This window comes from Dietzia sp. IN118, assembly GCF_032905965.1.
GTDB lineage: Bacteria > Actinomycetota > Actinomycetes > Mycobacteriales > Mycobacteriaceae > Dietzia > Dietzia kunjamensis.
Map to the genome: position 1 here is coordinate 555,212 of NZ_JAUMSR010000001.1, position 24,729 is coordinate 579,940.

General features: G+C 64.9%; 27 protein-coding genes and 1 pseudogene. 16 read left to right on the plus strand and 12 right to left on the minus strand.

From position 1 onward, the window contains the following. Window positions 1–157: 157 nt before the first annotated feature. From Q2K20_RS02660 to Q2K20_RS02680, 5 genes are all read right to left on the minus strand, one after another. The gene (locus tag Q2K20_RS02660; protein ID WP_317176627.1) at window positions 158–2,839 is read right to left on the minus strand and encodes an ATP-dependent DNA ligase; all 2,682 of its coding nucleotides are present in this window, start codon (window positions 2,837–2,839) and stop codon (window positions 158–160) included. 247 nt (window positions 2,840–3,086) lie between these two features. Beyond that, a complete protein-coding gene (locus Q2K20_RS02665) occupies window positions 3,087–4,136 on the minus strand; it encodes a DUF4917 family protein (protein WP_317176628.1) in 1,050 nt (349 codons plus the stop codon). 147 nt (window positions 4,137–4,283) lie between these two features. Next, window positions 4,284–5,249 (minus strand): NADP-dependent oxidoreductase, encoded by a 966-nt coding sequence (locus Q2K20_RS02670; protein WP_317176629.1) that lies wholly within the window; start codon window positions 5,247–5,249, stop codon window positions 4,284–4,286. Window positions 5,250–5,466: 217 nt separating this feature from the next. Next, entirely contained in the window at window positions 5,467–6,024 is a 558-nt protein-coding gene (locus Q2K20_RS02675; protein WP_317176630.1) for a hypothetical protein, read from the minus strand. A gap of 72 nt (window positions 6,025–6,096) precedes the next feature. Beyond that, the gene (locus tag Q2K20_RS02680) at window positions 6,097–6,864 is read right to left on the minus strand and encodes a sulfite exporter TauE/SafE family protein (RefSeq protein WP_317176631.1); all 768 of its coding nucleotides are present in this window, start codon (window positions 6,862–6,864) and stop codon (window positions 6,097–6,099) included. 72 nt (window positions 6,865–6,936) lie between these two features. Here Q2K20_RS02680 and Q2K20_RS02685 point away from each other — a divergent pair, with 72 nt between their 5' ends. Beyond that, on the plus strand, window positions 6,937–7,977 hold the full coding sequence (locus tag Q2K20_RS02685; RefSeq protein WP_317176632.1) for a Ku protein: 1,041 nt from the start codon (window positions 6,937–6,939) through the stop codon (window positions 7,975–7,977). A 62-nt stretch (window positions 7,978–8,039) separates the two neighbouring features. Here the strand turns inward: Q2K20_RS02685 and Q2K20_RS02690 are convergent, their stop codons facing one another. Further along, the gene (locus tag Q2K20_RS02690) at window positions 8,040–8,501 is read right to left on the minus strand and encodes a MaoC/PaaZ C-terminal domain-containing protein (RefSeq protein ID WP_317176633.1); all 462 of its coding nucleotides are present in this window, start codon (window positions 8,499–8,501) and stop codon (window positions 8,040–8,042) included. A 131-nt stretch (window positions 8,502–8,632) separates the two neighbouring features. On the opposite strand from Q2K20_RS02690, the gene Q2K20_RS02695 reads away from it, so the two are divergent. From Q2K20_RS02695 to Q2K20_RS02710, 4 genes are all read left to right on the plus strand, one after another. Further along, window positions 8,633–9,445 carry a helix-turn-helix transcriptional regulator gene (locus Q2K20_RS02695; protein ID WP_317176634.1) on the plus strand — a complete coding sequence of 271 codons (813 nt, stop codon included), beginning with the start codon at window positions 8,633–8,635 and terminating at the stop codon, window positions 9,443–9,445. Window positions 9,446–9,730: 285 nt separating this feature from the next. Next, window positions 9,731–9,919, plus strand: coding sequence for a hypothetical protein (locus Q2K20_RS02700; protein ID WP_317176635.1), 189 nt, complete (start codon window positions 9,731–9,733; stop codon window positions 9,917–9,919). 104 nt (window positions 9,920–10,023) lie between these two features. Beyond that, entirely contained in the window at window positions 10,024–10,317 is a 294-nt protein-coding gene (locus tag Q2K20_RS02705; protein ID WP_006898371.1) for a transposase, read from the plus strand. Next, window positions 10,314–11,198, plus strand: a complete 885-nt coding sequence (locus Q2K20_RS02710; RefSeq protein ID WP_204650704.1) for an IS3 family transposase — start codon at window positions 10,314–10,316, stop codon at window positions 11,196–11,198. Before Q2K20_RS02705 ends, Q2K20_RS02710 begins: the two co-directional genes overlap by 4 nt. Before the next feature lie 28 nt (window positions 11,199–11,226). Here Q2K20_RS02710 and Q2K20_RS02715 read toward each other — a convergent pair whose 3' ends face one another. Continuing rightward, window positions 11,227–12,441 carry an ISL3 family transposase gene (locus Q2K20_RS02715; RefSeq protein ID WP_007631245.1) on the minus strand — a complete coding sequence of 405 codons (1,215 nt, stop codon included), beginning with the start codon at window positions 12,439–12,441 and terminating at the stop codon, window positions 11,227–11,229. A gap of 253 nt (window positions 12,442–12,694) precedes the next feature. Continuing rightward, window positions 12,695–13,078, minus strand: a complete 384-nt coding sequence (locus tag Q2K20_RS02720) for a PH domain-containing protein (protein WP_317176636.1) — start codon at window positions 13,076–13,078, stop codon at window positions 12,695–12,697. A 160-nt stretch (window positions 13,079–13,238) separates the two neighbouring features. Here Q2K20_RS02720 and Q2K20_RS02725 point away from each other — a divergent pair, with 160 nt between their 5' ends. From Q2K20_RS02725 to Q2K20_RS02735, 3 genes are all read left to right on the plus strand, one after another. Continuing rightward, window positions 13,239–13,688: an acyl-CoA dehydrogenase family protein gene (locus Q2K20_RS02725; protein WP_317176637.1), complete on the plus strand. Its 450-nt coding sequence runs from the start codon at window positions 13,239–13,241 to the stop codon at window positions 13,686–13,688. Between the two features lie 11 nt (window positions 13,689–13,699). Next, complete coding sequence (locus tag Q2K20_RS02730) at window positions 13,700–13,969, plus strand: hypothetical protein (RefSeq protein WP_317176638.1); 270 nt, start codon at window positions 13,700–13,702, stop codon at window positions 13,967–13,969. Window positions 13,970–14,291: 322 nt separating this feature from the next. Then, on the plus strand, window positions 14,292–15,089 hold the full coding sequence (locus Q2K20_RS02735) for a hypothetical protein (RefSeq protein ID WP_317176639.1): 798 nt from the start codon (window positions 14,292–14,294) through the stop codon (window positions 15,087–15,089). Window positions 15,090–15,285: 196 nt separating this feature from the next. Here Q2K20_RS02735 and Q2K20_RS02740 read toward each other — a convergent pair whose 3' ends face one another. From Q2K20_RS02740 to Q2K20_RS02750, 3 genes are all read right to left on the minus strand, one after another. Beyond that, window positions 15,286–15,843 (minus strand): DUF5067 domain-containing protein, encoded by a 558-nt coding sequence (locus tag Q2K20_RS02740; protein WP_317176640.1) that lies wholly within the window; start codon window positions 15,841–15,843, stop codon window positions 15,286–15,288. A gap of 532 nt (window positions 15,844–16,375) precedes the next feature. Then, window positions 16,376–17,278 (minus strand): alpha/beta hydrolase, encoded by a 903-nt coding sequence (locus Q2K20_RS02745; RefSeq protein ID WP_317176641.1) that lies wholly within the window; start codon window positions 17,276–17,278, stop codon window positions 16,376–16,378. Window positions 17,279–17,790: 512 nt separating this feature from the next. After that, complete coding sequence (locus tag Q2K20_RS02750; RefSeq protein WP_317176642.1) at window positions 17,791–18,375, minus strand: ElyC/SanA/YdcF family protein; 585 nt, start codon at window positions 18,373–18,375, stop codon at window positions 17,791–17,793. A gap of 79 nt (window positions 18,376–18,454) precedes the next feature. On the opposite strand from Q2K20_RS02750, the pseudogene Q2K20_RS02755 reads away from it, so the two are divergent. Next, window positions 18,455–19,384, plus strand: a pseudogene (locus Q2K20_RS02755) (Ku protein); the annotation flags it as partial. Window positions 19,385–19,446: 62 nt separating this feature from the next. Here the strand turns inward: Q2K20_RS02755 and Q2K20_RS02760 are convergent. Beyond that, window positions 19,447–19,908, minus strand: a complete 462-nt coding sequence (locus Q2K20_RS02760; protein WP_317176633.1) for a MaoC/PaaZ C-terminal domain-containing protein — start codon at window positions 19,906–19,908, stop codon at window positions 19,447–19,449. Between the two features lie 131 nt (window positions 19,909–20,039). Between Q2K20_RS02760 and Q2K20_RS02765 the strand changes: the two genes are divergently transcribed. From Q2K20_RS02765 to Q2K20_RS02795, 7 genes are all read left to right on the plus strand, one after another. Then, window positions 20,040–20,852 carry a helix-turn-helix transcriptional regulator gene (locus tag Q2K20_RS02765; protein ID WP_317176634.1) on the plus strand — a complete coding sequence of 271 codons (813 nt, stop codon included), beginning with the start codon at window positions 20,040–20,042 and terminating at the stop codon, window positions 20,850–20,852. A 285-nt stretch (window positions 20,853–21,137) separates the two neighbouring features. Then, a complete protein-coding gene (locus Q2K20_RS02770; protein ID WP_317176635.1) occupies window positions 21,138–21,326 on the plus strand; it encodes a hypothetical protein in 189 nt (62 codons plus the stop codon). A gap of 104 nt (window positions 21,327–21,430) precedes the next feature. Beyond that, on the plus strand, window positions 21,431–21,724 hold the full coding sequence (locus Q2K20_RS02775) for a transposase (protein ID WP_006898371.1): 294 nt from the start codon (window positions 21,431–21,433) through the stop codon (window positions 21,722–21,724). Further along, on the plus strand, window positions 21,721–22,605 hold the full coding sequence (locus tag Q2K20_RS02780) for an IS3 family transposase (protein ID WP_317176643.1): 885 nt from the start codon (window positions 21,721–21,723) through the stop codon (window positions 22,603–22,605). Before Q2K20_RS02775 ends, Q2K20_RS02780 begins: the two co-directional genes overlap by 4 nt. 162 nt (window positions 22,606–22,767) lie before the next feature. After that, window positions 22,768–23,223, plus strand: a complete 456-nt coding sequence (locus Q2K20_RS02785; protein WP_317176644.1) for a transposase — start codon at window positions 22,768–22,770, stop codon at window positions 23,221–23,223. Beyond that, complete coding sequence (locus tag Q2K20_RS02790; protein WP_317176645.1) at window positions 23,220–24,275, plus strand: IS3 family transposase; 1,056 nt, start codon at window positions 23,220–23,222, stop codon at window positions 24,273–24,275. The genes Q2K20_RS02785 and Q2K20_RS02790 overlap by 4 nt, the downstream gene beginning before the upstream one ends. A 115-nt stretch (window positions 24,276–24,390) precedes the next feature. Continuing rightward, complete coding sequence (locus Q2K20_RS02795) at window positions 24,391–24,681, plus strand: helix-turn-helix domain-containing protein (RefSeq protein ID WP_317176646.1); 291 nt, start codon at window positions 24,391–24,393, stop codon at window positions 24,679–24,681. Window positions 24,682–24,729 lie beyond the last annotated feature (48 nt).

Sequence of the window (24,729 nt, forward strand, 5' to 3'; positions counted from 1 at the left end):
CAGACCGGTCTGGACGATCGTCCTGATTGACGGATCTGGAGCGCGCGGAAGGAGCGCGACGGAGCGGTAGCGCTACCCGCCCTTAGGTAGGGCTCAGCGGGAGCCCCCGTCAGTACCGGACGGCCGGTGAGAGCCGCCGTAGGGTGCGCACCGGTGCCTACAGATCCCCGGGCAGCTTGTCGCGGCGGATGTCGCGCCAGGAGGACTGGCGCATGTGGCCGTCGTCTGTGAAGCCCTGGTGGCGGACCTCCACGACGAGCTTGGGCAGGACCCAGTTGGCGTCGCGGCGGGCGTCGGCGGGCAGTTGCTCGACGAACGGGCTGGTCTTGCGCTTGAGCGGCTCGAGCTCCTCGAGCAGCGCGCGGGCCTGCTTGTCGGTGAAGCCGGTGCCCACGCGGCCGATGTAGGTCAGACCCTTCTCGGCGGGAAGGCCCAGCAGCAGCGAGCCGAGGGAGCCGGAGCGTCCGCCCTTGCCCGGCTTCCAGCCGCCCACGACGGCCTCTGTGGTGGTGAGCAGCTTCTCCTTGAGCCACGCCTTGGACCGTCGGCCCGACTCGTACCGGGAGTTCCGGCGTTTGGCGACGATGCCCTCCCAGCCGAACTCCTCCGCCTCGGCCAGGGCGCGGTCACCGGGGCCGTCGAGCACGGCGGGAACGTGCACCCGGTCCACGCCCTCCAGCGCCGGGGTGAGCAGCTCCAGCACTTCGCGACGACGCTCCCATGCCTGCGACTGCAGATCCACGCCGTCGACCTGCAGCACGTCAAAGACGAACAGCTCGACCGGCGGCAGCGAGGAATCGCCGCCCTCGGCGGCTGCCTGCTTGGCGAGCGAGGCGAAGTCCGGGACGCCGTCGGAGCCCAGCACCACGAGCTCGGCGTCGATCACCGCCGGCCGCTCCAGGGCGTCGGCCAGCCCGGGGAACCCGTCGGAGAGCCAGTCCATGGAGTTGCCGTTGCGGCTGACCAGGCGTGCCTGCCCGCCGGCCCCGCTGGTCGCCACCGTCACCCGGTAACCGTCCCACTTGCCCTCAAAGGCCCATTTGTCCTCCGGCAGCGCCGTGACCTCGGCGGCGGTGGGGATCATCGGCAGCGGGGGAGTGTCGGGACGGCCGCCGGAGTCGGCGCCCGAGTTCGTGCCGGAGTCGGAGGCCTTGGTCGACCCGCCGGAGCGGTTCGCCCCGGAACTCTTCGCCCCAGAGCGCTTCGCGGCGGACCCCTTCGCCCGCTTATCGCCCTCGGGATACGACGACTTCGGGTTGTCGCGCCCACCGTAGAAGGAGTCCGGCGACTGGCCCTTCATGTACTGCACGATCCACTGGTTCTTCTCCGCGCTGGTGCGCACGAGCACGTAGCGGCCGGAGACCTTCTCGCCGTGCAGCCATACGATGATCTCGTCGGAGCGCCACTTCTCGCACTCGTACCAGCCGCGATCCCAGATGGTCATGTGGCCGGCGCCGTATTCGCCCTTGGGGATGGTGCCCTCGAACGTCTCGTAGCCCAGCGGGTGGTCCTCGGTGTTGACGGCCAGCCGCCGGTCCTTGGGCTCGGTCGGCAGGTTCTTGGGCACGGCCCACGACGCCAGCACCCCGTGGTGCTCGAGCCGCAGGTCGAAGTGCAGGCGGCGGGCGTGGTGCTCCTGGATCACGAAGATCGGCCCGTCGACGTCGTCGCGATCGGTCTCGACCTCACCCTCGAACGGCTCCGGCGTACTCCGACGATCCCGCTTGCGCCGGTACTCGGCCAGGCTGGTGACCACCGCGTCCTCGCTGGCGGGTTCGGCGTTGCAGCCCTCGACGTCCGTAGATTGCGTGGTGTTGTCGTCGGTGGAGGCTGTGGCGGCGGGCTCGGGGTCCTCGTCATCGGACGACGACCACGAGCTCTTCTTGCCGCTTCCCGATTTCTTCGCCCGCGATGCCGAACCGGTGGAGGAGGTCGACTTCTTCTTGGTGGCCGTCTTCTGGGCTGTGCCCTCGAGCCCGTCGAGGAGGTCGCCGTCGGAGTCCAGGCGCTTGAGCACCTCGTCCCAGTGCAGGTGAGCGAGTCCGCCGTCGCCGAGCTCCTCCCACGAGCGCGGGGCGGCGACCCACGGTTCGGCCCGCCCGCGCAAGGAGTAGGGGGCGACGGTGGTCTTGGCGCCGCTGTTCTGGCTCCAGTCGACGAACACCTTGCCTTCGCGGATGGAGCGCTTCATGGTGGCAGTGACCAGGTCGGGGGTCTGCTTGGCGAGCGACTGCGCGATCTGCTTGGCGACCTTGGAGGCGCTGGCGGCGGTGACGGCTTTATCCAGGCGGGCGTAGAGGTGGATCCCCTTGGACCCGGAGGTCACCGGGAAGGAGTCGAGTCCCGCCTCGGACAGCAGGTCGCGGACGCGGAGGGCCACTTTCGCCGTCGTATCCAGATCCACGTCCTCGCCCGGATCGAGGTCGATCACGATCCGGCGCGTCCGGCCCGGCTCGTCGTTCTCCAGGGTCCACTGCGGCACGTGCAGCTCGAGCGCGGCCTGCTGCGCGAACCACGCGAGCGTGGCGGGAGAGTCCAGCACCGGGTAGCGGACGGTTCGCGAGGAGTGCTCGATCGCGACGCGCGGGACCCAGTCGGGCGCGTGGGAGGGGAGGTTCTTCTCGAAGAAGGACTTGTCGTCGGTGCCGTCGGGCCAGCGTTTGCGCGTCACCGGCCGCCGGCCCGCGTACGTCATGAGCAGCGGGGCGACGGCCAGGTAGTACTCCAGCACGTCGGCCTTGGTGGTGCCGGTGGCCTCGTAGAGCACCTTGTCGGCGTGGGTGAACCGGATGGTCCGCCCGTCGACCTCGACCGACTCGTTCTCACCCTTGCTCGCCATGGGTTCACTCTGGCACTCGAGTCGGACACTGGCGACCGGCGTTGCCGGTACCTACCAGTCGGAACCAGTTTCGAATGGTCGACGGATTGACGTCACTTCATTCTGGGGCGCGAATCTTCCGCCAATTGCCAGTGGGTTTCCGGCGAAGTGATCTGAAGTGTCGAAACCGGGGGAATTCACTTAGCCGGAGTAGAGTTCACTTAGGCCGATAGTGCGAGCCTGGGATCCTGTGAGATCAGAGATTCGATCACGATTCTTCTTGCCATATATAGGCTGTCTCCGAGGGGTAGTACCTCACTTGGAGTTCGGCGTCATCCGTTGCGCTTCTCCTGGTCTCTTTCTGCTTTCGGATGAGTCCCTGCATGGCAGCCTGAATCTTATCGTGTTCGTCGTTGGCGGCGCCGAAAAGTCCTACGTAAACGTAATTTAGTCCTTCGGAGCTGGCAATTTTTTCGAGGATGTGTTGGTCGTTTTCGGACAATGCGGCGCCATGTATGAATAGGTGACCCTTTAGCTTGGAAAGTCGCATATGGCAATAATTCAGGTACGGACTATTTCCGATTCGCGCTTCTTTGTCTGCTTGACTCCCCTCGGTGACTACAAGGGGGTACCTGCCCGATTGCACGTTGTCGCGGATCTGGGTGAGTATCCGTTTACCGCCTGGGCCGCCGTGTCTCAATTTGTTGACATCGTATTCATCTTGATAAAAGTGCATTGCGCCATGTAGGTAAAACACCTGCTGCCCTTCCAGGCTGCTAGGGGTTTCCCACTTCAGCGTGTCGTCGCGGCTGCGGAATCCGTCGCCCTTTGGTATGGCAGGTTCGATACTCGCTTGTAGTGAACACCAGTACAGCAGGAGGTCGTAATTTAGCGTAAAGATCTCTCCGAAGGGGGCAAGGAACTTCTTTGTTGACTCGTACCTCCCAGGGTCGATATCGAATGATGACTCTGGATGAATCTCACTTAGGCAATCAACCAATAGCTGCTTGACTGTATCTGCGTCCTGCATGAGCAGGGAGTGGAGAGTCTCATTGGAATTGTCATACAATTGCAGGATCGAAGCTGCATTATGCAAGTGTTTAATCACAGTCTCAAAATCGGAACTGCTCGCCTTGTCGAAAAGCTTGACGGGGTCCACGTTGAGGCTGCTCGCTGGGATTACATCGCGAAGTCTGCCGTAGTTAAATTTATCGCTGTATGCTTGGCTGAAGCCATTTCCGAGAAGTACTGATCTCGGCCCGCCTATGTCGTCTGCGAACGCGATAGCGTCTTCGAACGTTTTAAAATCAAGGGCCACGGGAACGATTCTATCTTCGTTAGGATGACGGTGGCCCTAGTTACGACCCAGCGGGCCGCGGCTACCGCGATGTTGAGGAACCCTCCGGAAGCACCAACTACCGCAGCCGGCCACCGACCCGCCGGGCCACCGACCCGCCCCCACCCCTCATTTCGTGAAGTCAATCACCAACCGCCCCCGAGTCCCACCGGCCTCAAGACGCTCGTGGGCTCGCCACGCGTCCGCGGGCGCGTAGCTGTCCGCAACACGGAGGGTGACCACGCCGTCTTCCGCCAACCGCCGCAACTCGTCGAGCTTGTCCTGCTCCTCGGCCATATCCGCAACGCTCACGGCGTGGACCTTGAGGTCGCGGCTGCCGTCGCCCTGGTACCAGCGCACCGTCGCGACCCCGCCACCGGTCTTGACCGCGGGGAGGACGGCGGCGTCCTGCACGGCTCCGTCGAAGAGTCCGTCGACGCCGTCGGGGTAGCGCTCGAGGATGCGGTCGGCGACGCCCTCGCCCCGCCGCACGATCTGGTCGGCGCCGAGCGACCGCACCAGCTCCTCGTCAGACTCGGACGCATCGGCCACCACCACGAGGCCGGCATGCTTGGCCAGCTGCACCACATACCCACCGGTCGATCCGGCCGCGCCGGTGACCGCGAGCACCTCACCGGGCTTCAACCCCAGCAGGTCGAGAGCGCGCCGGGCGGTGAGCCCGTTCATCGGAAGCGTCGACGCGGCGACGTCGTCGGCATCGCGGGGTGCGGCGGCGATCGACTGTGCAGGCAAGACGATGTCCTCGCGGTACGCACCGTGCTCGTCGCGGGGGACCACGATCCCCATCACCCGGTCGCCGACCGACAGGGAGGTCTGCGCGTTCTCGCCGATCTCGACGAGTTCTCCGGCGATGTCCATGCCCGGGACGTCGGCAGCTCCACGCGGGGTTCCGGTCTTCGAGCGAGAACCGTTGCGCGTGTAGGTGTCGGTGGGGTTGATGGTGGCGGCCGTGACGCGCACGCGAACGTCGGTCGGCCCGAGTTCCTGGGCGGGGACGTCGACGACCTGCAGGGCGTCGGGGCCCCCGTAGGTCGTCACTCCGACGGCGCGGACGGTGCTGGTTGAGACGGTCATTGTTCCTCTTTCCCGCGGGACCCGTAAGTCGGGACGGCTCCGCTGGATTGGTGGTACGAGTGACTGCTTCCCCGCCGAGTAACCACGCGCCCCCGAGGAACATTCCGGCCGGGCCCCCGGTCCCTCGCCCCAGGAGGGTGAGAGCCCCGAGGGTGACGACGACGACGGCAACCCGTGGTCCCGACCGTCGCCGACGCCCGCGTAACCGCCTGACCGCTCAGGCGTGGCTACTGATGAGCTCGTCCATCGACCGCCCGGACTGTTTCGACCACAGGCTGAACACCGCGCTGGTCATGGCCGCGGCCGCGTAGAGGGCGGAGGCCAGCCCGTGCTCGCCGATCGCGGTGCGCATGCCGGAGGTTGCGTCGCAGTCGAGCAGGACCGCGTCGCACAGGCCGGCCATGCCGTCCGGGGCGTCAGGAAGCCGTGCGCTGTCGCGGACCGTGGCGATGACGGCGGCGGGCAGATCCGGTGCCACCGACTGGGCGAGCTGGCCGAAGCGGGAGGCCACGGTCAGGGCGTCGGGGATCGGCGGGGGAGAGGTATCGGCGGTCAGCTCCAGGGCCTCGAGGAGCTCGCCGGCGGCAGAGGTGTCGCCCCGTTCGTGGGCGTAGAGAACGGCCCGGACCTGCTCGACGGCGGCCTTGTGGCGCTGCTGTGCGCGTTCCATTCCGGCCTGGAGGTCGGCGATGGTCGCGGTCTGTACGTCGACGCCTTCTCGGACCAGGAGCGGGGCGAATCGTTCGAACTGTGCGCGCTGTTCCGGGGATGCCATGGCCCCATTGTGTCTCCTCGGCGCGAACAGGCCGACGGCGCGTCGGCTGTCACGGCGAGGTCGGCCCACCGTTCAGAGGACCCCGGCCAACCCCCCGATCCCTCGCCCGAGGAGGGTGAGAGCCCCGAGGGTGACGACGACGACGGCGACCCGTCGCCCCACCGTGGCGGACACTCGCGTGGCCACCGCGCCACCCAGAAGAATGCCGATCGGAACCATCGCCACGACGAGCCCGATCACGCCGATCGGCGGCAACCCGGAGATCGGCGCGGCCCCGAGACCGACCTTGGTGATGACGGAGGTAGCGCCCATGGTGAAGAAGATCGGCTGCAGGGTGGCGGCGAAGGACCGCTGGTTCCAGCCCGTCGCCTGCGCGTAGACGAGCATCGCGGGCGCGGCCACTCCCACCGCGGTGTTGAGGAATCCTCCGGCCGTCCCGGCGACTGCAGCCGGCCACCGACCGCCCACCTGCGGGATGCGCACGAGTGCTGTGAAGACGAGGGTGCCCAGCAGGGCAGCGCCGATCACCACCTCGAGCCAGCTGCGGTCGGCAGCGCCCACGAGGAGGGCGCCGGGCACGGACCCCACGACGATCAGCGGTGCCAGGTGGAGATAGCGGCGCCAGTCGATGTCGCGCCACAGCGTGATCGCGATGAGGGCCGCGGAGACGGTGGTCGTGATGTTGGTCAGCAGCACGCCGGTGACGGGCCCGAGCAGCAGCGCGAGCGTCGGCGAGACCACGAGCCCGACCCCCATCCCGCTGACCCGTTGCAGGACCGTGCCGAGGATGACGGATGCCGCCGCGATTAGCAGGAGGAGGGGACCGACGTCGGCGGGCATGCACCACAGCATTCCAGTTGCGCCTGCCCGCGACCGGCGGCGCCACGCGCCCCGATATCGCATACTTTCCCCATGCGATCCATCTGGAAGGGCGAGGTCTCCTTTGGTCTGGTGAATGTGCCGGTCAAGGTGTATTCGGCGACGGAGGACCACGATCTGCATGCGCGGCAGGTCGATAAGAAGGACGGCGTGCGCATCCGCTACAAGAAGGTGCGGGACGACAACGGTGAGGAGGTCGAGTTCTCCGACATCGCCAAGGCGTACGAGTCGGAGGACGGCGAGATGGTCATCCTGACCAAGGAGGACCTGGCGAGCCTGCCGGTGGAGCAGTCCCACGAGATCGAGGTGACGGAATTCGTCCCGGCCGACCAGGTGGATCCGGTGGCCTTCGACAGCGCCTACTTCCTGGAGCCGGCGTCGCGGTCGAACCGGGCGTATGTGTTGATGCGCGAGGCGCTGGAGTCGACGGACCGGCTGGCGATCTGCACGTTCACGCTGCGTAACCGGACTCGGTTGTGTGCGCTGCGGGTGTACAAGGACGTGCTGATGCTGCAGACGTTGTTGTGGCCGGACGAGATCCGCCCGGCGATTCTGGAGGGCCTGGACAAGGAGGCGAAGGTCCGGCCGCAGGAGGTCAAGATGGCGGCCTCGCTGATCGAGACGATGGCGACGGATTTCGAGCCGGAGAAGTACGAGGACGACTACCAGCTGCAGCTCAAGGAGCTCATCGAGGCCAAGGCGGCCGGGGGAGAGGCGTTCACGGTCGAGGAGCGTGAGGAGGCGAGCGACGACGACGGTGACGACGAGGTCGCCGACCTGCTTGCCGCCCTGCGGGCGAGTGTGAAGGATCGCGGCGGCGACGCAGACGACAGCGACGACGAAGACGACGACGAGGACTCCGGCTCCGGGAAGAAGTCGTCGGCCAAGAAGCGCAGCTCGAGCTCGGCAAGGAAGACCCCGGCCAAGAAGACGGCGGCGAAGAAGGCTCCCGCCAAGAAGGCAGCGGCAAAGAAGGAGCCGGCGAAGAAATCAGCGGCGAGAAAGTCGACCGCCAAGAAGTCGACCGCCAAGAAGTCGACAGCCCGCAAGACGCCCGCCAAGAAGTCCGCCTAGCCCCCACCGACAGCCGCGCGATCCAGAGATCCGCAGCGCTCCTCCCGGTGTGCTGGCAGCAATCAAGCTGAGCCTGCGGCAGCGCTGCGGAGCGGGAGTACGGAATGGTTGGTCAGCTCGAGAACGGTTTCGCCGCTGGTGTCGGCGAGTTCTGCGGTTATGGTCACTTTCGCATCGCCGCGTTCGGGTCGTGGAGTCATTTCTTGCACTGTCAGGTGTCCGATCAACGTGGTGTCCGGCCGCACCGGCCGACGGAACTGAATCTCGAAACCGCGTCCCACCCCTCCCGTGAAACGGGACCAGAAGGCGGGCACGGCCAAGCGCTGGTAGATCGCCAAGGTGTGTAGTCCACTGGCGATGACGCCACCGAGCGGGGTTGTCGCGGCCGCGGTCGGGTCGGTGTGGATGAACACCGGATCCCACTGCCGTGCGTAGGTGACGATCTCCTCCTCGGTGATGGTGTAGCTCCCGAGTGGGATCTGTTGGCCGGGTTCGAGATCGTCCGCGTAGTAGATGTCGGTCATGTCGCCCTCCCACGAAGTCGGACTATCAGCGGTTCCGATCGTCCGGACTCCACTCTGAACTCAGCCGAGTCGTGGCGTCGATTACCTGGGAGGTCATGGAACCGGGTCGTTCACTGGGACAGACTTGTCCCATGACGACGAACACCGGCACCGCCGCCTCCGTTTCTGTCGGCGCACTGCTCCGGCAATGGCGCATGCATCGGCGAGTGAGCCAGCTCGAGTTGTCCAACGGGGCAGCAATCTCCACTCGTCACCTCAGTTTTGTGGAGACCGGGCGGTCCCAACCCAGCCGAGAGATGGTGCTTCGGATTGCAGAGCACCTCGATGTACCCTTGCGGGACCGCAACCAATTGTTGATGGCTGCCGGCTTCGCGCCGCGCTACTCCGAGAATGACCTGGATTCTCCCGGAATGGCATCGGCTCGGACTGCGGTGCGCGAGATTCTCGCAGCCCACGAGCCGTACCCGGCCCTGGCGGTGGACCGGATGTGGAATGTGATCGAGACCAACGCTGCGGTCGGTGTACTCACCCAGGTCGTCTCCCCGGATCTGCTCGCCGAGCGACCACTCAACGCACTGCGCATGACGCTGCATCCGGAGGGCATGGCACCTCACATCGCCAACTTCTCTCAGTGGCGCGCATTCGTGCTCGGCGGACTTCGTCGGAGTGCCCTGGCGTTCGCTGACAACGAGATGCTCTCGCTCCACGATGAGCTGGCCGCCTACCCCCACCACGGTTCCGATGACCGACAGCCGACCGACACCGATGCGAATCCCGTGTATGCTCCGCTGCTCGTACAAGTCGGCGATGCGCGTCTGTCGTTCTTGGCGATGATGGCAACGTTCGGAACCGCTCTGGATGTCACCTTGTCGGAACTGGTCATCGAGACGTTCCTTCCCGCTGACCCGGCCACCGCCGCCTACCTGGCGCGTCACGGGGTATGAGCTACAGCTCCCACTTCACGGGCTGGGAGATGACGTCGGCCAGGTAGCGGCGGTAGTACCGGGCGGAGCGGTCGACGAACACCTCCATCGCGGCCTCGGCCGCGTCCGGATCACGGGGATTTCGAGCCGGAGAAGTACGAGGACGACTACCAGATCCAGCTCAACGAGCGCATTGAGGCCAAGGCAGCCAGGGGAGAGGCGTTCACGGTCGAGGAGCGCGAGGAGGCCAGCGACGACGACGGTGACGACGAGGTCGCCGACCTGCTTGCCGCCCTGCGGGCGAGTGTGAAGGACCGCGGGGGAGACGCGGGCTCCAGCGACGACGATGACAAAGACGACGAAGACGACGACGACGACGAGGGCTCCGGCTCCGGGAAGAAGTCGTCGGCCAAGAGGAGCAGCTCGAGCTCGGCGAAGAAGACCCCGGTCAAGAAGACGGCGTCGAAGAAGGCTCCGACCAAGAAGTCGGCCTAGCTACAACGTCTAGCGACGGGCTACGCGTTCAGGATGGACCGTTCCCGCTCTGGTGGACACCCGGAGATGAGCGGTGAGTTCCCCCAAGATAGAGGGAGCGGATTATGGGATCTACTCGTCGGAGCTTCACTGCCGAGTACAAGGCCAACGCGGTAAGTTTGGTCATCGATGATGGCCGTGCGATCGCCGAAGTTGCACGCAGTATCGGCGTTCACGAGATGACGTTGGGGAAATGGGTGAAGAAGACTCGAGACGAGGGAAACGGTGAGTCTGACCGCCCGTTGAATGAGGACGAGCGGGCGGAACTCGAGCGCCTTCGCGAAGAAGTGAAGCACGCCCGGATGGAGGTGGAGTTCGCAAAAAAAGTAGCGACCTGGTTCGCGAAAGACCCGCGGTGAAATTCGCGGCTATCGCGGACTGGGCTGAATCCGATTCATATCCGGTCACGTTCATGTGTGCTCAACTCGGCGTATCGACTTCTGGCTACTACAAGTGGCGCGGCAAGTCGCGCTCAGCTCGAGACCTCCGAGACGACGAGTTAACAGCGCTGATCGAGTACCACTACGAGCACCTCAACGGCCGTCCCGGCGTTCGGCGCATGCGTGCGGAACTCGCCGCCGGCGGCCACCGGGTCTCGCACAAGCGGGTGTGGCGGCTCATGAAGGTCGCAGGTCTGGAAGGCCGCCACCCGAAGGCGTGGAAACGCACCACCGTCGCCGGAGACAGCCCCGTTGGGGCACCTGACCTCATCGGCCGCGACTTCACGGCGGCCGAGGCGAACACCAAATGGTGCGGCGATATTACTTACGTACGGACCTGGAACGGCTGGGCGTACCTGGCCACCGTCATCGATCTGCACTCCCGGATGGTCGTCGGATGGGCCGTGGCCGACCACATGCGAACCGAGCTGGTCACCGACGCACTGGACATGGCCATCGCTCGTCGTCGACCACCCGGAAAAGTCATATTCCACAGCGATCGCGGAACTCAATACACGTCCACCGACTTCGATAAGTACTGCACGAAAAACAATATCCGACGATCATTGGGGCGCACTGGCATTTGTTTCGACAACGCGGTCGCAGAATCATTCTTCGCGAGCTACAAGAAGGAACTCATTCACACGCGCCCGTGGCCCACTCTAAAAGCACTCAAAAAGAGCACATTCACCTGGATTGAGGAGTACTACAATAGGGCCCGACGACATTCCACACTGGGCTATTTGACACCAGCCGAGTTTGAACTAGGATTCAGAGACATATACGAACTCGCCGCTTAATTGCGGCTCTTCGCATCTAAGTGTGGGGTCAGGTCCGTAGCCCGCCGGCGATGAGGAGCATCCGCAGGCGGTAGTTGTCGCGGTTGCGGTAGCCGCGGGCCAGGCGCCGGTGGAGTTCGATGAGGCCGTTGATCGCTTCGGTTCCTCCGTTGTTGGATCGGTCGGTGGTCCAGTAGGCGAGGAAGGAGTCCTTCCACTTGCGAAGAGTGCGGCCGAGGCGGGCGATCTCTGGGATCGGGCAGGACGGCAAGGTCGCGAGTATCTTCTCCGCAGCGCTGCGCCCGGCTGGCAGGTCTTTATGGTGGTAGGCCTGTCGGAGTTCGTGGGCGATCTGCCAGGCGAGGAACAGTTCCTCGTGCCTGGGGTCGGCGGCCAGTGCGTCATTGAACCGTCGCCACTGCCGCTCGGTCAGCCGTGCCGGGTCGCAGCGGATGATGGTGCGGATCCCGTAGAGCGGGTCGCCTTTACGTCCGCGGTGCCCGCAGATCTGCTGCTGCAACCTACGGCGGACCTCGTCCACGGCACCGAGAGCGAGCTTGACGACATGGAAAGCGTCGAGCACCGCGGTGGCGTCCTCGAGTTCGTCATCGATGGCCCGCTTGTAGCCGTGGAACGGATCCAAGGCGGCGATCTCGACACCGCTGGTGAAGCCCTCACCGCGTCCGGTGAGCCAGTCGGCCAGCACTGCCCCGGAGCGGCCTGGCACGAGATCCAGCAGTCTGGCCTGCACCTTTCCGTCCCGATCGCGGGTGAGGTCGACCATCCCGGTCAGTTCTTTCGGCCCGCGTTTGCGGCGGGAGACGTGGTGCCAGATGTGTTCATCGACTCCGAGGGTGAGGACGCCGTCGAAGCGGTCCGGATCATCGGCGAGCGACTGCAGCACGGCCTTGACCGGCGTCCACACGGTGTGCCACGCGGTGCCGAGCTGGCGGGCCAGTCCGTTGACGGTGGCGTGCTCTCGTCGCAGCTGCTGTACCGCCCACTCCACTACGCGGGTCGTGGTGGCGTGCCGCGGCGAGGCCAGGCCGGGAAGATGTTCGACGAAGGTGCAGCGTTCGCACGCCGCTCCCGGGCACAGGAAGCGGCGCTTGCGCCAGATGATCGTGACGGGGCGACCGAACGAGGGGATGTCGACCAGACGCACTACCTGCCGGCCATGGCCTACTCCGACGGCGCCGCAGTCGGGGCACCCGACAGGCCCAGGCTCGGACTCGACGGTCACCTCTAGGTGCTCGTCGACCATGCGCGCATCAAGGACGTACACGTCATCGAGACCGACGAGAACATCGCAGCGGGAACAACGAGACGAAGGTGCGGCGCCAGCGGCAGGCCGGCAGCACCCGATAGGCTCAGACATGGGTCGAGGCCCCTTCGGGATTGGGTGTAGAGGTACTTCCAATCCTTCAGGGCCTCGACCCTCTTGCTCCCTACTGCTTCACCGGCGTGTCGCCCTCACCCACACTCAGATGCGAAGAGCCTTAATTGCAGTGGCCACTTTAGCGGGAACACTCCAGGACGACATGCGCGATGAGGTGGTCTAGCTTTCGGATGTCGACTCCCCGGTTCAGGTTGATCTTGATGTGGCCGGCCCGTGTCCACAGTTCGAGCTCGGAGTTGAAGTCGAGCATCCTCCCCGCGTTCTCGGACGACCACATGTTGATCGCGTTGTACGGCAGGGAGTAGATCTCGACCTTCTTGCCTGTCAGTCCCTGTGCGTCCCGCACGATGAGGCGCTTGGTGGTGAAGATCGCCGAGTCGCGGAATGTCTTGTACGCGGCGATCGGCTGCTCACCCTGAACGAGCAGAGGCCCGATATCTTCTGGAATCGGGCACTCTGCGACGAAGGTCCAGGCGGCGATATTGGCGACAGCAGAGGTCACGGTAGGTCCGATCTGTTCTAGGTGGGATCGTGCGCAAGAGATCAACCTTCTCGCGTAGGCACGGAACCGGGTTATCCGAGAGGCTATTCGCGGGACTCGACCGGGATAAGCCGCGGCGCGCCGCATCTCGGGGCCGGATGTCGCGTCGCGTCTCGAGGGGGTGCGCTCGCGCATCCTCATCGCGCTGGCCGCGGAGCAGGTGGGCCTCGCGCGGAGGTGCCTGGAGATGGCGGTGGAGTATGCCGGGACGCGTCAGCAGTTCGGGCGGACGATCGGCTCCTTCCAGGGCATCAAGCACAAGCTCGTCGATCTACTCGTCGCGATCGAGCTGGCCGAGGCCACCGTGCTGGACGCCTCGGGTGGCGCCGAGCAGGGTTCTGACGGGCCGAGCGCGGCGGAGGTGGCCGACCTCGCCGCGGCGTCCCGGGTGCTGGCCTCGCGCGCGGCGATGACGGCGGCGGAGGAGGCGATCCAGGTGCACGGGGGGATCGGGTTCACCTGGGAGCATCCGCTGCATCACTACTTCCGGCGGGCGAAGGCCGATCAGCTGCTGTTCGGGGACGAGTACGCGTACGTCCAGGCGGTCGGGGAGTCGCTCACTGTGCGCTGACGCTCGCCTAGGTGCTTATGCGGGAGGCACTGCCGTTCGTCGAGCACTTCGGGCAGTCCGTAGTGTACGAGGCCACCCGCGTCACCGCGTCGGAGGATCTCTCTCGCATCCCGGATGCGTTCGGGGTGCCGTGCACGTATTGGACCGTGGGCTCGATCGGCCCCGCCCGCTACCCGGACGCACTGGCCCGTGGCGCGGTGGGCCGAAAGATCCCGGCCAACCATTCACCACATTTCGCCCCGCTGGAGGAACCGACCCCGCGAACTCTGACTTGCGCCTAGGTCGTGGCGGCGCTGGCATCCCTCGACCGCGCCGAGCTGCAAACGCATGGCCTCGGGCGACAGATTTAGTCGACTCTCGAGGCTCTTAAGCAGCGCTTCCGACGGCGCACGCAACTAACACGGCGTCTGCTCTTGCGAGGAACGCGGCACGCCAAGCTCAAGATCGGGACTATTCGTCTGAAAATAGCGCCAGTTGAAAACAGCGCCAGTGCAGAGAAGGCCAGCACTCCGTCTAGTGCGGGCCCGGCGCGGGCCGGGGCGGGTACACGGCAGTCGTGGCCTATGGCTGGTCGAAACCGACTACATCTGTAAGGTCTTGCTCATGAAGATCTTAGCCGGCTTAACCGCTCTCCTTCTCAGTACCGTCATGCTCGCGTCATGCGGCTCGTCGGCCGGTTCATCCAGCGAGGGGCCGTCTCAGGGAGCGCAGGTCACCGCGGTCGCGCCGCCCCCTGACATCGCTGAATACCCTGACTCAGACAGTTCGGAGCGGGTGCCCTGGCCGTACGAGGACGGTGAGCTCCTAAGCGGGACGGCGGATCCCGGTTTCGCTGAGGGCGACCCGGGGGAGGTGTCGGTCATCATGGTCGGTCCGAGGACAGGGTCTAAGCTGCTATTTGTCTATAGGAACAATACGGACGACTACATCGCGGAGATGGAATGGACCGCGACGGTTCGTAGCGGCGGTCAGCTGGTCGCGACCGGAGGCAGTCAAGGCGACATGCCCGCGCACGTTGAGCCTGGAGCGATCGGTACTTCCTACATCTACATCCCATCGTCGGTCGAAATTCCCTCCGACGCCGAGTATTCATTCGATGTGGAATACGACGAGGCCAGCATGGCTTCATACCACCGTGCCCCGCTCGTAATCACCGAAATGAACCATTTGGGTGACACCTTCGTGGGGGAAGCTACGAATCGAAGCGGCGTCCCAATAGATGGCTCCTACACCGTTAGTGTGTTCTGCTTCGACGACGACGAGCTGCTTTTCGAGGCAGGCAGGGGATCGGGGGCGAATGATAAGGAGTTGGCCGACGGAGAATCGGTGCCGTTCTTGGTAGAGCTCTATGGCAGGGAATGCCCGACTTACCTTGCCAGCGTGGCTGGCTACTACAAGTAAGGGTTCCGTGCGTACGGTCACCCGCGGGGTGATCGGCTGACGAGCACCTAAGAGCAGCACGCGTCCACTACCAATAAGACGTGACAGAAGCCTGCCAGGGTTCAGTAGTAGGGCTTTCACACCGCTCAGGTGCGAAGTGGCGGCCTGAAGTGGGGCGGGTGCGCTGCACCCCGCCCCGTGTTCGCCGCTGCAGTGCTCAGTTCAGGGTGAAGGTCATTCGACCGACCTCCCCGAGAGGGTGGATCGCCACGAGGTCAACGGGGGTAGTCGTGTCCGTCAGTTGATACGACACGGCGTTCGCAATGGTGCCGCCGGGCTTGAGCGTTGCTGACTGGGTATCGAAGTAGGTGTCATCGGGCAGGGCTCCCATGCTGAGCTTGTTAACGATGTTGGGGTCGTTGTCCTGGTAGGCCATGAAGTTCACGATGAAGGCGGCCAGAGGTGAGACCTCTCTGTCGGGGGTACCGAGATGAGTGGTGTCGTACCAGATCGCGAGCAGGGGAGTATTCCCATATTCGTTGCCCTCAGCTCCTACCGGGATCACACGGTAATCTGTGATGCTGAGTTTCATATCGGGTGTGGTCAGCACTCCGTTCTCGAAGGTCCTGCCTGCGATAGTTTGCACATCGGGAATTTCTGCCTCCACGGTGTTGTCTGGAGCAGGCTTGATTGGAGTACTGGGCTCGCTGCATCCTGCTAGAGCAACGACGGTCAAGAGGGTAAGCGAAGCCAGAGCTGCAAGAGAGAGTTTCACATGGAGAATAATGCACTAACCGAGGAGTGAGACTGGAACGCGACGGAACAGTAGGGTCCATCCCTGCCCCGCCTCGAGGGAGCCAACCATCGCGTACTGCTGCATTTTCACGAGCTAGCTGGATACTTGGGCTCGAACCGGCCGCAAACGCGGTGGTGCCCCTTCCTCGAGCGGAAGGGGCACCACGCGCTGCGCGCACTAAGTCCCGGCCTGACCGCTCCCGCCCCTAATCCCCATCTACGAACGCCACCGGCCCCGGTAGAGCGTGCCCACGCGGAGAAGGCCGTCGTCGCCGACGGGGATCGCGATGCCGAGGTTGCCGGTGGCGGAGACGCGTCCGACGAATCGGTCTGCGGAAGAGGGCTGCTTGCGCGGCGGTAAGTCCAGCGACGACGACGGTCCCCCGCACACCCAGCACGAGCAGCGCCGACACGAGTGTGGACAGGCGGCGACGGAGCGGGGTCTCACTGGCCTGATGCTATGGTCGCGCCCTGTGTGCGGGCTGAGTACATCCAGGCGATCGGGGAGTCGCTCACTGCGCGGTGACGTCAGCTCCACTTCTCCACGAACGCCAGGGTCGCGGTGTTGGCGGTGTCGGGATCCGAGGCCGTGAGGAAGTGCTGGCCGCCGTCGACGATCTGCAGTTCGGCGGAGGGGGAGGTGGTGAAGCGCGTGATGCCGTCCTCGGCGTTGGCCACCGAGTACACCTGCCCGGTCCTGTGCCCTGGAGCCACAGGACCGGGCAGGTGACGCCGTCGAGCCGGGCCTCCAGGCCGTCGCGGTCGCGGAGGTTGACCGACGCGGTGCGCAGGCGGTGCCGGCCCTCATCGCCGCGATAGTTGGTGCGGTAGGTGTCGAGCCAGAACTGCTTCTCCGCGTCGGAGACGTTCTCGCCGAGGCCGGCGGCGAGGACGCCCAGGACGAAGTCGTCGTCGACCACCCAGTCGTCGCCGACGGGGGCCGCGAGTGCGTCGATCGCCGGGCTGCAGAAGTCGGAGCCGTCCCAGCAGCCGCGCTCCATGCTGGCCTGGCTCTCGTAGTCCATCGAGGTCCCGACCACGACGATGCCGCGGATCGCGTCGGGGTCGAGCAGCGCCATCCGGGTGACGATCCACCCGCCCTGCGAGGTTCCCAGGGCAAATGCAGTGTCGATACCCAGTGCGTCGAGCACCTGCAGGTTGGCGATCGCGCTGTCCCAGTAGGTGAAGTGCCGGTGCCGCGAGCGGGTGGCGCCGTGCCCGTACGGCTCGATCGCCAGCAGGTTCATCCGCGAACTGAGCGAGTCGTCGGCGAACTGCGGGCGGTACAGCTCGACGGAGGTGGTGAACGAGTTGGCCATCACCAGGGTGGGCAGGGAGGGGTCGTAGGTGCGGCCGAATCTGTAGCCGATGGTCGAGCCGCCCAGGTGCGGGATGTCGATGGTCTGCGTGGTCATGGTGGTCCTTTGTGAGGGGAATGCGGGGGTGTTCCTTGACCATAGGACGCGATTGACTCGTCCTGCTGATTAATCAACAGGTTGGCCCGGTCCGCCTGGGCGCTCTGCGGGAGGCGGAGGCCCGCCCTGACGGGCCTTGATTCGTTAGGCATGCATACAAACTTGACAGTTGTGTAGTAGCCACTCTGCGGATATTGTCGCTGGCAGTCGGTGGCGTAGCCTTATCCCCCCTCGAGGTGTCGCCGGCTCCGCAACGATGCGGACTACGCTGACCGCGTTTGGTCGCGATCCTGCATCGTGCGCGACAGAGTCGCCGGCGGCTGCGGGCTCCCCCTCCGCGGCCCCGGCGACTCAATCGTCTTGAGCTCAGTAGTCCGTCGGTGCCGACCCAGTGGCGTTTGAGAACCGGCTGGGGAACCAGCGCCCACGGAGGCAAACCGCCTATCAGCTTTCTGCCCCGCGCCTCATTGGTCCACCACTCCCGGCGGCGACGTTCCGCGACGCACGCACGCTCAACAGGCTGGCTTGATGAACGCCTTGAGGTAGCCACCGGTCTCGTGCAGCAAGGCGTCCTTCCTCGACTTGGACAGCGGCCGGGGCGTGTCGGTCACGTAGACGGGTCCGTCGAAGCACTGCTCGAAGTATATTCGCACTCGCGATACGTGACCCCAGTAGGTGACCACCAGCAGTGAGCTGTACTCGCGCTCGCGGGCGATGCGGGTGGCGGCAGTGGTCTCACCCTCGGTGGTGTCCACGTCGGGGGCGAAGCACTCGACATCGATCTGACGGCCGTCGCGGGCGAGTACCGGGGTGGAGGCGCAGTAGGAGTCAATGGCGGCGGCGTAGCGGCCGGTGCCCCTGGGCGGCTGGGAGACGAGGATGTGGTCGGCCACGCCCTCTTCGGCGAGGCTGCGGGCGTAGACGTAGCGGTCGTCGTTGGAGCCGGCGACCACCACGATCGCATCGACGTGCTCCGGCGAGTCGACCTGCGGAAACAGCACGGCCCGCGCGGCGGACAGACCAGTAACCGCAAGACCCACCACCAGGACGAACGCCAGCACCACGATGCTGCGGCGGCGTCGAAAGCGTGGTCTCACGGATACAGGCTACGGAGGCCTTCCGAAGCGGGGGCACCGGCGTTCGGCTGCCGCAAGGCGCTGTCTATCGCGTACTCCCGACGGCGTGCGCATCCGCTACAAGAAGGTGCGGGACGACAACGGTGAGGAGGTCGAGTTCTCCGACATCGCCAAGGCGTACGAGTCGGAGGACGGCGAGATGGTCATCCTGACCAAGGAGGACCTGGCGAGCCTGCCGGTGGAGCAGTCCCACGAGATCGAGGTGACGGAGTTCGTCCCGGCCGACCAGGTGGATCCGGTGGCTTTCGACAACGCCTATTTCCTGGAGCCGGCGTCGCGCTCGAACCGGGCGTATGTGCTGATGCGCGAGGCGCTGGAGTCGACGGACCGGCTGGCGATCTGCACGTTCACGCTGCGTAACCGGACTCGGTTGTGTGCGCTGCGGGTGTACAAGGACGTGCTGATGCTGCAGACGTTGTTGTGGCCGGACGAGATCCGCCCGGCGATTCTGGAGGGCCTGGACAAGGAGGCGAAGGTCCGGCCGCAGGAGGTCAAGATGGCGGCCTCGCTGATCGAGACGATGGCGACGGATTTCGAGCCGGAGAAGTACGAGGACGACTACCAGCTGCAGCTCAAGGAGCTCATCGAGGCCAAGGCGGCCGGGGGAGAGGCGTTCACGGTCGAGGAGCGTGAGGAGGCGAGCGACGACGACGGTGACGACGAGGTCGCCGACCTGCTTGCCGCCCTGCGGGCGAGTGTGAAGGATCGCGGCGGCGACGCAGACGACAGCGACGACGAAGACGACGACGAGGACTCCGGCTCCGGGAAGAAGTCGTCGGCCAAGAAGCGCAGCTCGAGCTCGGCAAGGAAGACCCCGGCCAAGAAGACGGCGGCGAAGAAGGCTCCCGCCAAGAAGGCAGCGGCAAAGAAGGAGCCGGCGAAGAAATCAGCGGCGAGAAAGTCGACCGCCAAGAAGTCGACCGCCAAGAAGTCGACAGCCCGCAAGACGCCCGCCAAGAAGTCCGCCTAGCCCCCACCGACAGCCGCGCGATCCAGAGATCCGCAGCGCTCCTCCCGGTGTGCTGGCAGCAATCAAGCTGAGCCTGCGGCAGCGCTGCGGAGCGGGAGTACGGAATGGTTGGTCAGCTCGAGAACGGTTTCGCCGCTGGTGTCGGCGAGTTCTGCGGTTATGGTCACTTTCGCATCGCCGCGTTCGGGTCGTGGAGTCATTTCTTGCACTGTCAGGTGTCCGATCAACGTGGTGTCCGGCCGCACCGGCCGACGGAACTGAATCTCGAAACCGCGTCCCACCCCTCCCGTGAAACGGGACCAGAAGGCGGGCACGGCCAAGCGCTGGTAGATCGCCAAGGTGTGTAGTCCACTGGCGATGACGCCACCGAGCGGGGTTGTCGCGGCCGCGGTCGGGTCGGTGTGGATGAACACCGGATCCCACTGCCGTGCGTAGGTGACGATCTCCTCCTCGGTGATGGTGTAGCTCCCGAGTGGGATCTGTTGGCCGGGTTCGAGATCGTCCGCGTAGTAGATGTCGGTCATGTCGCCCTCCCACGAAGTCGGACTATCAGCGGTTCCGATCGTCCGGACTCCACTCTGAACTCAGCCGAGTCGTGGCGTCGATTACCTGGGAGGTCATGGAACCGGGTCGTTCACTGGGACAGACTTGTCCCATGACGACGAACACCGGCACCGCCGCCTCCGTTTCTGTCGGCGCACTGCTCCGGCAATGGCGCATGCATCGGCGAGTGAGCCAGCTCGAGTTGTCCAACGGGGCAGCAATCTCCACTCGTCACCTCAGTTTTGTGGAGACCGGGCGGTCCCAACCCAGCCGAGAGATGGTGCTTCGGATTGCAGAGCACCTCGATGTACCCTTGCGGGACCGCAACCAATTGTTGATGGCTGCCGGCTTCGCGCCGCGCTACTCCGAGAATGACCTGGATTCTCCCGGAATGGCATCGGCTCGGACTGCGGTGCGCGAGATTCTCGCAGCCCACGAGCCGTACCCGGCCCTGGCGGTGGACCGGATGTGGAATGTGATCGAGACCAACGCTGCGGTCGGTGTACTCACCCAGGTCGTCTCCCCGGATCTGCTCGCCGAGCGACCACTCAACGCACTGCGCATGACGCTGCATCCGGAGGGCATGGCACCTCACATCGCCAACTTCTCTCAGTGGCGCGCATTCGTGCTCGGCGGACTTCGTCGGAGTGCCCTGGCGTTCGCTGACAACGAGATGCTCTCGCTCCACGATGAGCTGGCCGCCTACCCCCACCACGGTTCCGATGACCGACAGCCGACCGACACCGATGCGAATCCCGTGTATGCTCCGCTGCTCGTACAAGTCGGCGATGCGCGTCTGTCGTTCTTGGCGATGATGGCAACGTTCGGAACCGCTCTGGATGTCACCTTGTCGGAACTGGTCATCGAGACGTTCCTTCCCGCTGACCCGGCCACCGCCGCCTACCTGGCGCGTCACGGGGTATGAGCTACAGCTCCCACTTCACGGGCTGGGAGATGACGTCGGCCAGGTAGCGGCGGTAGTACCGGGCGGAGCGGTCGACGAACACCTCCATCGCGGCCTCGGCCGCGTCCGGATCACGGGGATTTCGAGCCGGAGAAGTACGAGGACGACTACCAGATCCAGCTCAACGAGCGCATTGAGGCCAAGGCAGCCAGGGGAGAGGCGTTCACGGTCGAGGAGCGCGAGGAGGCCAGCGACGACGACGGTGACGACGAGGTCGCCGACCTGCTTGCCGCCCTGCGGGCGAGTGTGAAGGACCGCGGGGGAGACGCGGGCTCCAGCGACGACGATGACAAAGACGACGAAGACGACGACGACGACGAGGGCTCCGGCTCCGGGAAGAAGTCGTCGGCCAAGAGGAGCAGCTCGAGCTCGGCGAAGAAGACCCCGGTCAAGAAGACGGCGTCGAAGAAGGCTCCGACCAAGAAGTCGGCCTAGCTACAACGTCTAGCGACGGGCTACGCGTTCAGGATGGACCGTTCCCGCTCTGGTGGACACCCGGAGATGAGCGGTGAGTTCCCCCAAGATAGAGGGAGCGGATTATGGGATCTACTCGTCGGAGCTTCACTGCCGAGTACAAGGCCAACGCGGTAAGTTTGGTCATCGATGATGGCCGTGCGATCGCCGAAGTTGCACGCAGTATCGGCGTTCACGAGATGACGTTGGGGAAATGGGTGAAGAAGACTCGAGACGAGGGAAACGGTGAGTCTGACCGCCCGTTGAATGAGGACGAGCGGGCGGAACTCGAGCGCCTTCGCGAAGAAGTGAAGCACGCCCGGATGGAGGTGGAGTTCGCAAAAAAAGTAGCGACCTGGTTCGCGAAAGACCCGCGGTGAAATTCGCGGCTATCGCGGACTGGGCTGAATCCGATTCATATCCGGTCACGTTCATGTGTGCTCAACTCGGCGTATCGACTTCTGGCTACTACAAGTGGCGCGGCAAGTCGCGCTCAGCTCGAGACCTCCGAGACGACGAGTTAACAGCGCTGATCGAGTACCACTACGAGCACCTCAACGGCCGTCCCGGCGTTCGGCGCATGCGTGCGGAACTCGCCGCCGGCGGCCACCGGGTCTCGCACAAGCGGGTGTGGCGGCTCATGAAGGTCGCAGGTCTGGAAGGCCGCCACCCGAAGGCGTGGAAACGCACCACCGTCGCCGGAGACAGCCCCGTTGGGGCACCTGACCTCATCGGCCGCGACTTCACGGCGGCCGAGGCGAACACCAAATGGTGCGGCGATATTACTTACGTACGGACCTGGAACGGCTGGGCGTACCTGGCCACCGTCATCGATCTGCACTCCCGGATGGTCGTCGGATGGGCCGTGGCCGACCACATGCGAACCGAGCTGGTCACCGACGCACTGGACATGGCCATCGCTCGTCGTCGACCATCCGGAGAAGTCATATTCCACAGCGATCGCGGAACTCAATACACGTCCACCGACTTCGATAAGTACTGCACGAAAAACAATATCCGACGATCATTGGGGCGCACTGGCATTTGTTTCGACAACGCGGTCGCAGAATCATTCTTCGCGAGCTACAAGAAGGAACTCATTCACACGCGCCCGTGGCCCACTCTAAAAGCACTCAAAAAGAGCACATTCACCTGGATTGAGGAGTACTACAATAGGGCCCGACGACATTCCACACTGGGCTATTTGACACCAGCCGAGTTTGAACTAGGATTCAGAGACATATACGAACTCGCCGCTTAATTGCAGTGGCCACTTTAGCGGGAACACTCCAGTGCCTTCAGCTTCGCCCTTTCTTTGGGCGTGGCGTTCAATAGCTTCAGGCTCCCCTATCCGCCAGACTGAGGTGAGACACCCGGGCTGGCTGGTTGAGAGGCTGGGGCGTGAGGAGAAGGAGAACCCAGCATGACTATCACTGCAACTACTGACGCGGCCATGGAGGCCTCGCAGCCGACGCCGACGACCTCGACGCAGGAGACGGTTCAGGCCCCGCGGACCGGGCGGCCGGCCCGGCGGGCGTTCACGGCCGAGTACAAGCGGCGCATCGTCGCCGAGTACGAGCAGGCCCCGTCCGGGCAGAAGGGCCGCGTGCTGCGCCGAGAGGGCCTCTACGATTCCAGCGTCAAGCAGTGGCGGGCCCAGATCGAAGCGGGAACACTGGGCACCGTGTCCAAGAGAAGGCCCCGGGCTGGCCAGTCGCCGGAGCAGGCGCGCATCGCTGAGCTGGAAAAGCAGATCAGCAAACTCGAGTCAGACGCCGCCCGGAAGGACAAGGTCATCGCCGATCGTGACGCCGCGTTGGAGGTCATGGGAAAAGGTGTCGCGTTCTTGGAAGCGCTCTCCAAGAAAAACAAGGGGTGACCAGGGCCGCCTGGCGCACCTGGCAGGCCGAAACCGCGCAGCTGCTGACCGCGCTGCTGGGTGTGGTGCGGTCCTGCGCCCTGGTCGGTAGGTCGCGGGCGACCCATCATCGCCAGGCCAATCCGAAACCGCGCCAGTATGGGCCGCACCCCAAGGCCCGCCATCCTGCCGAGCTCACCGCCGCCGAGCGCACCGCGATACTGGAAGTGCTCACCAGCGAGGCCTACGCCGATCTGTCCGTGGCCCAGGTGTGGGCCCGCGAACTCGACGCCGGCCGGTATCACTGCTCGCAGCGCACGATGCACCGGATCCTGGCGGCCGAGGCGATGAACGGCGAGCGTCGTCGGCAGGCAACCCATCCTCCACGGGCGATTCCCGAACTGGTCGCACCCTCAGCAAATGATGTGTGGTCGTGGGACATCACGAAAATGCGGGGCCCGGCCAAGGGCATCTGGTACCACGCCTACGTCGTCATCGACATCTACTCCCGCTACGTCGTGGGCTGGCGCATCGAGACCGTCGAAGACGGCGAACTGGCCGCCGACCTGGTCGCCGCCGCCATCGCCGAGCAAGGCCAGGCACCGGGGTATCTCCACGCCGACGGGGGCGCGGCGATGACCTCGAAGCCGTTGGCCTCACTCCTGTGCGATCTGGATGTAACCCGGTCGCACAATCGGCCGCGGACCAGCAACGACAACCCGTACAGCGAGTCGCAGTTCAAGACCATGAAGTACACGCCGAACTACCCCGAGCGGTTCGCCAGCATCGGTGCCGCCCGGGCATGGATGAACCGATTCATCCACTGGTACAACCACCAGCACCGGCACAGCGGGATCGGACTGCACACCCCGGCCAGCGTCCACGACGGCACCGCCGAGACCATCCGCGACAGGCGCCAGCTCGTGCTCGACGCCGCCTACGCCAAACACCCCGAACGGTTCACCCGACGACCGCGCCCACCCCGACTGCCGGAAAAGGCGACCATCAACGACCCCGACGCCCGATCACCCGAAACTAGCCAAGCCCAACCGAGCACCTCACGTCTCATTTGATTTGACACGCTCCGGAACGCCGCGAGTTGTCCACACCGTGAGGTGCTGCGGGCCCGGATCGTGCTCGCCGCTGGCAGACGGTGACGCGAACGCTGCGATCGCCCGCGAGGTCGGGGTGTGTGAGGACACCGCACGCCGCTGGCGGCATCGCTTCTGCCTCGAGCGCCTGGAGGGGCTTGAGGATCGGCCCCGACCGGGGCGACCGCGGGTGTTCACCCCGGTCGAGGTCGCCGAGGTCAAGGCACTGGCGTGTTCACACCCAGCTGACCATGATCTGCCACTGACCAGATGGTCCACCACCGAGTTCGGGGTGGATCGACACGGGTCACCGACACCCTGCGGGCGGTCCACGCGATCCTCCAGCGCTACATCTCCGAACCTTAGCCTCAATTCACCGATGAAGTAGCCGGGGCGGTCGCTGGCATGGTCGTGGGTCGTGACCGTATGGAGGGCG

Coding starts and splice junctions, on each gene's coding strand:
- Q2K20_RS02715 (WP_007631245.1), bottom strand. CDS start 12,441: ATGGTCGACGAGCACCTAGAGGTGACCGTCGAGTCCGAGCCTGGGCCT.
- Q2K20_RS02775 (WP_006898371.1), top strand. CDS start 21,431: ATGGGATCTACTCGTCGGAGCTTCACTGCCGAGTACAAGGCCAACGCG.
- Q2K20_RS02705 (WP_006898371.1), top strand. CDS start 10,024: ATGGGATCTACTCGTCGGAGCTTCACTGCCGAGTACAAGGCCAACGCG.
- Q2K20_RS02690 (WP_317176633.1), bottom strand. CDS start 8,501: ATGACCGACATCTACTACGCGGACGATCTCGAACCCGGCCAACAGATC.
- Q2K20_RS02765 (WP_317176634.1), top strand. CDS start 20,040: ATGACGACGAACACCGGCACCGCCGCCTCCGTTTCTGTCGGCGCACTG.
- Q2K20_RS02675 (WP_317176630.1), bottom strand. CDS start 6,024: ATGGCATCCCCGGAACAGCGCGCACAGTTCGAACGATTCGCCCCGCTC.
- Q2K20_RS02735 (WP_317176639.1), top strand. CDS start 14,292: ATGAAGATCTTAGCCGGCTTAACCGCTCTCCTTCTCAGTACCGTCATG.
- Q2K20_RS02660 (WP_317176627.1), bottom strand. CDS start 2,839: ATGGCGAGCAAGGGTGAGAACGAGTCGGTCGAGGTCGACGGGCGGACC.
- Q2K20_RS02680 (WP_317176631.1), bottom strand. CDS start 6,864: ATGCCCGCCGACGTCGGTCCCCTCCTCCTGCTAATCGCGGCGGCATCC.
- Q2K20_RS02670 (WP_317176629.1), bottom strand. CDS start 5,249: ATGACCGTCTCAACCAGCACCGTCCGCGCCGTCGGAGTGACGACCTAC.
- Q2K20_RS02695 (WP_317176634.1), top strand. CDS start 8,633: ATGACGACGAACACCGGCACCGCCGCCTCCGTTTCTGTCGGCGCACTG.
- Q2K20_RS02745 (WP_317176641.1), bottom strand. CDS start 17,278: ATGACCACGCAGACCATCGACATCCCGCACCTGGGCGGCTCGACCATC.
- Q2K20_RS02760 (WP_317176633.1), bottom strand. CDS start 19,908: ATGACCGACATCTACTACGCGGACGATCTCGAACCCGGCCAACAGATC.
- Q2K20_RS02785 (WP_317176644.1), top strand. CDS start 22,768: ATGACTATCACTGCAACTACTGACGCGGCCATGGAGGCCTCGCAGCCG.
- Q2K20_RS02685 (WP_317176632.1), top strand. CDS start 6,937: ATGCGATCCATCTGGAAGGGCGAGGTCTCCTTTGGTCTGGTGAATGTG.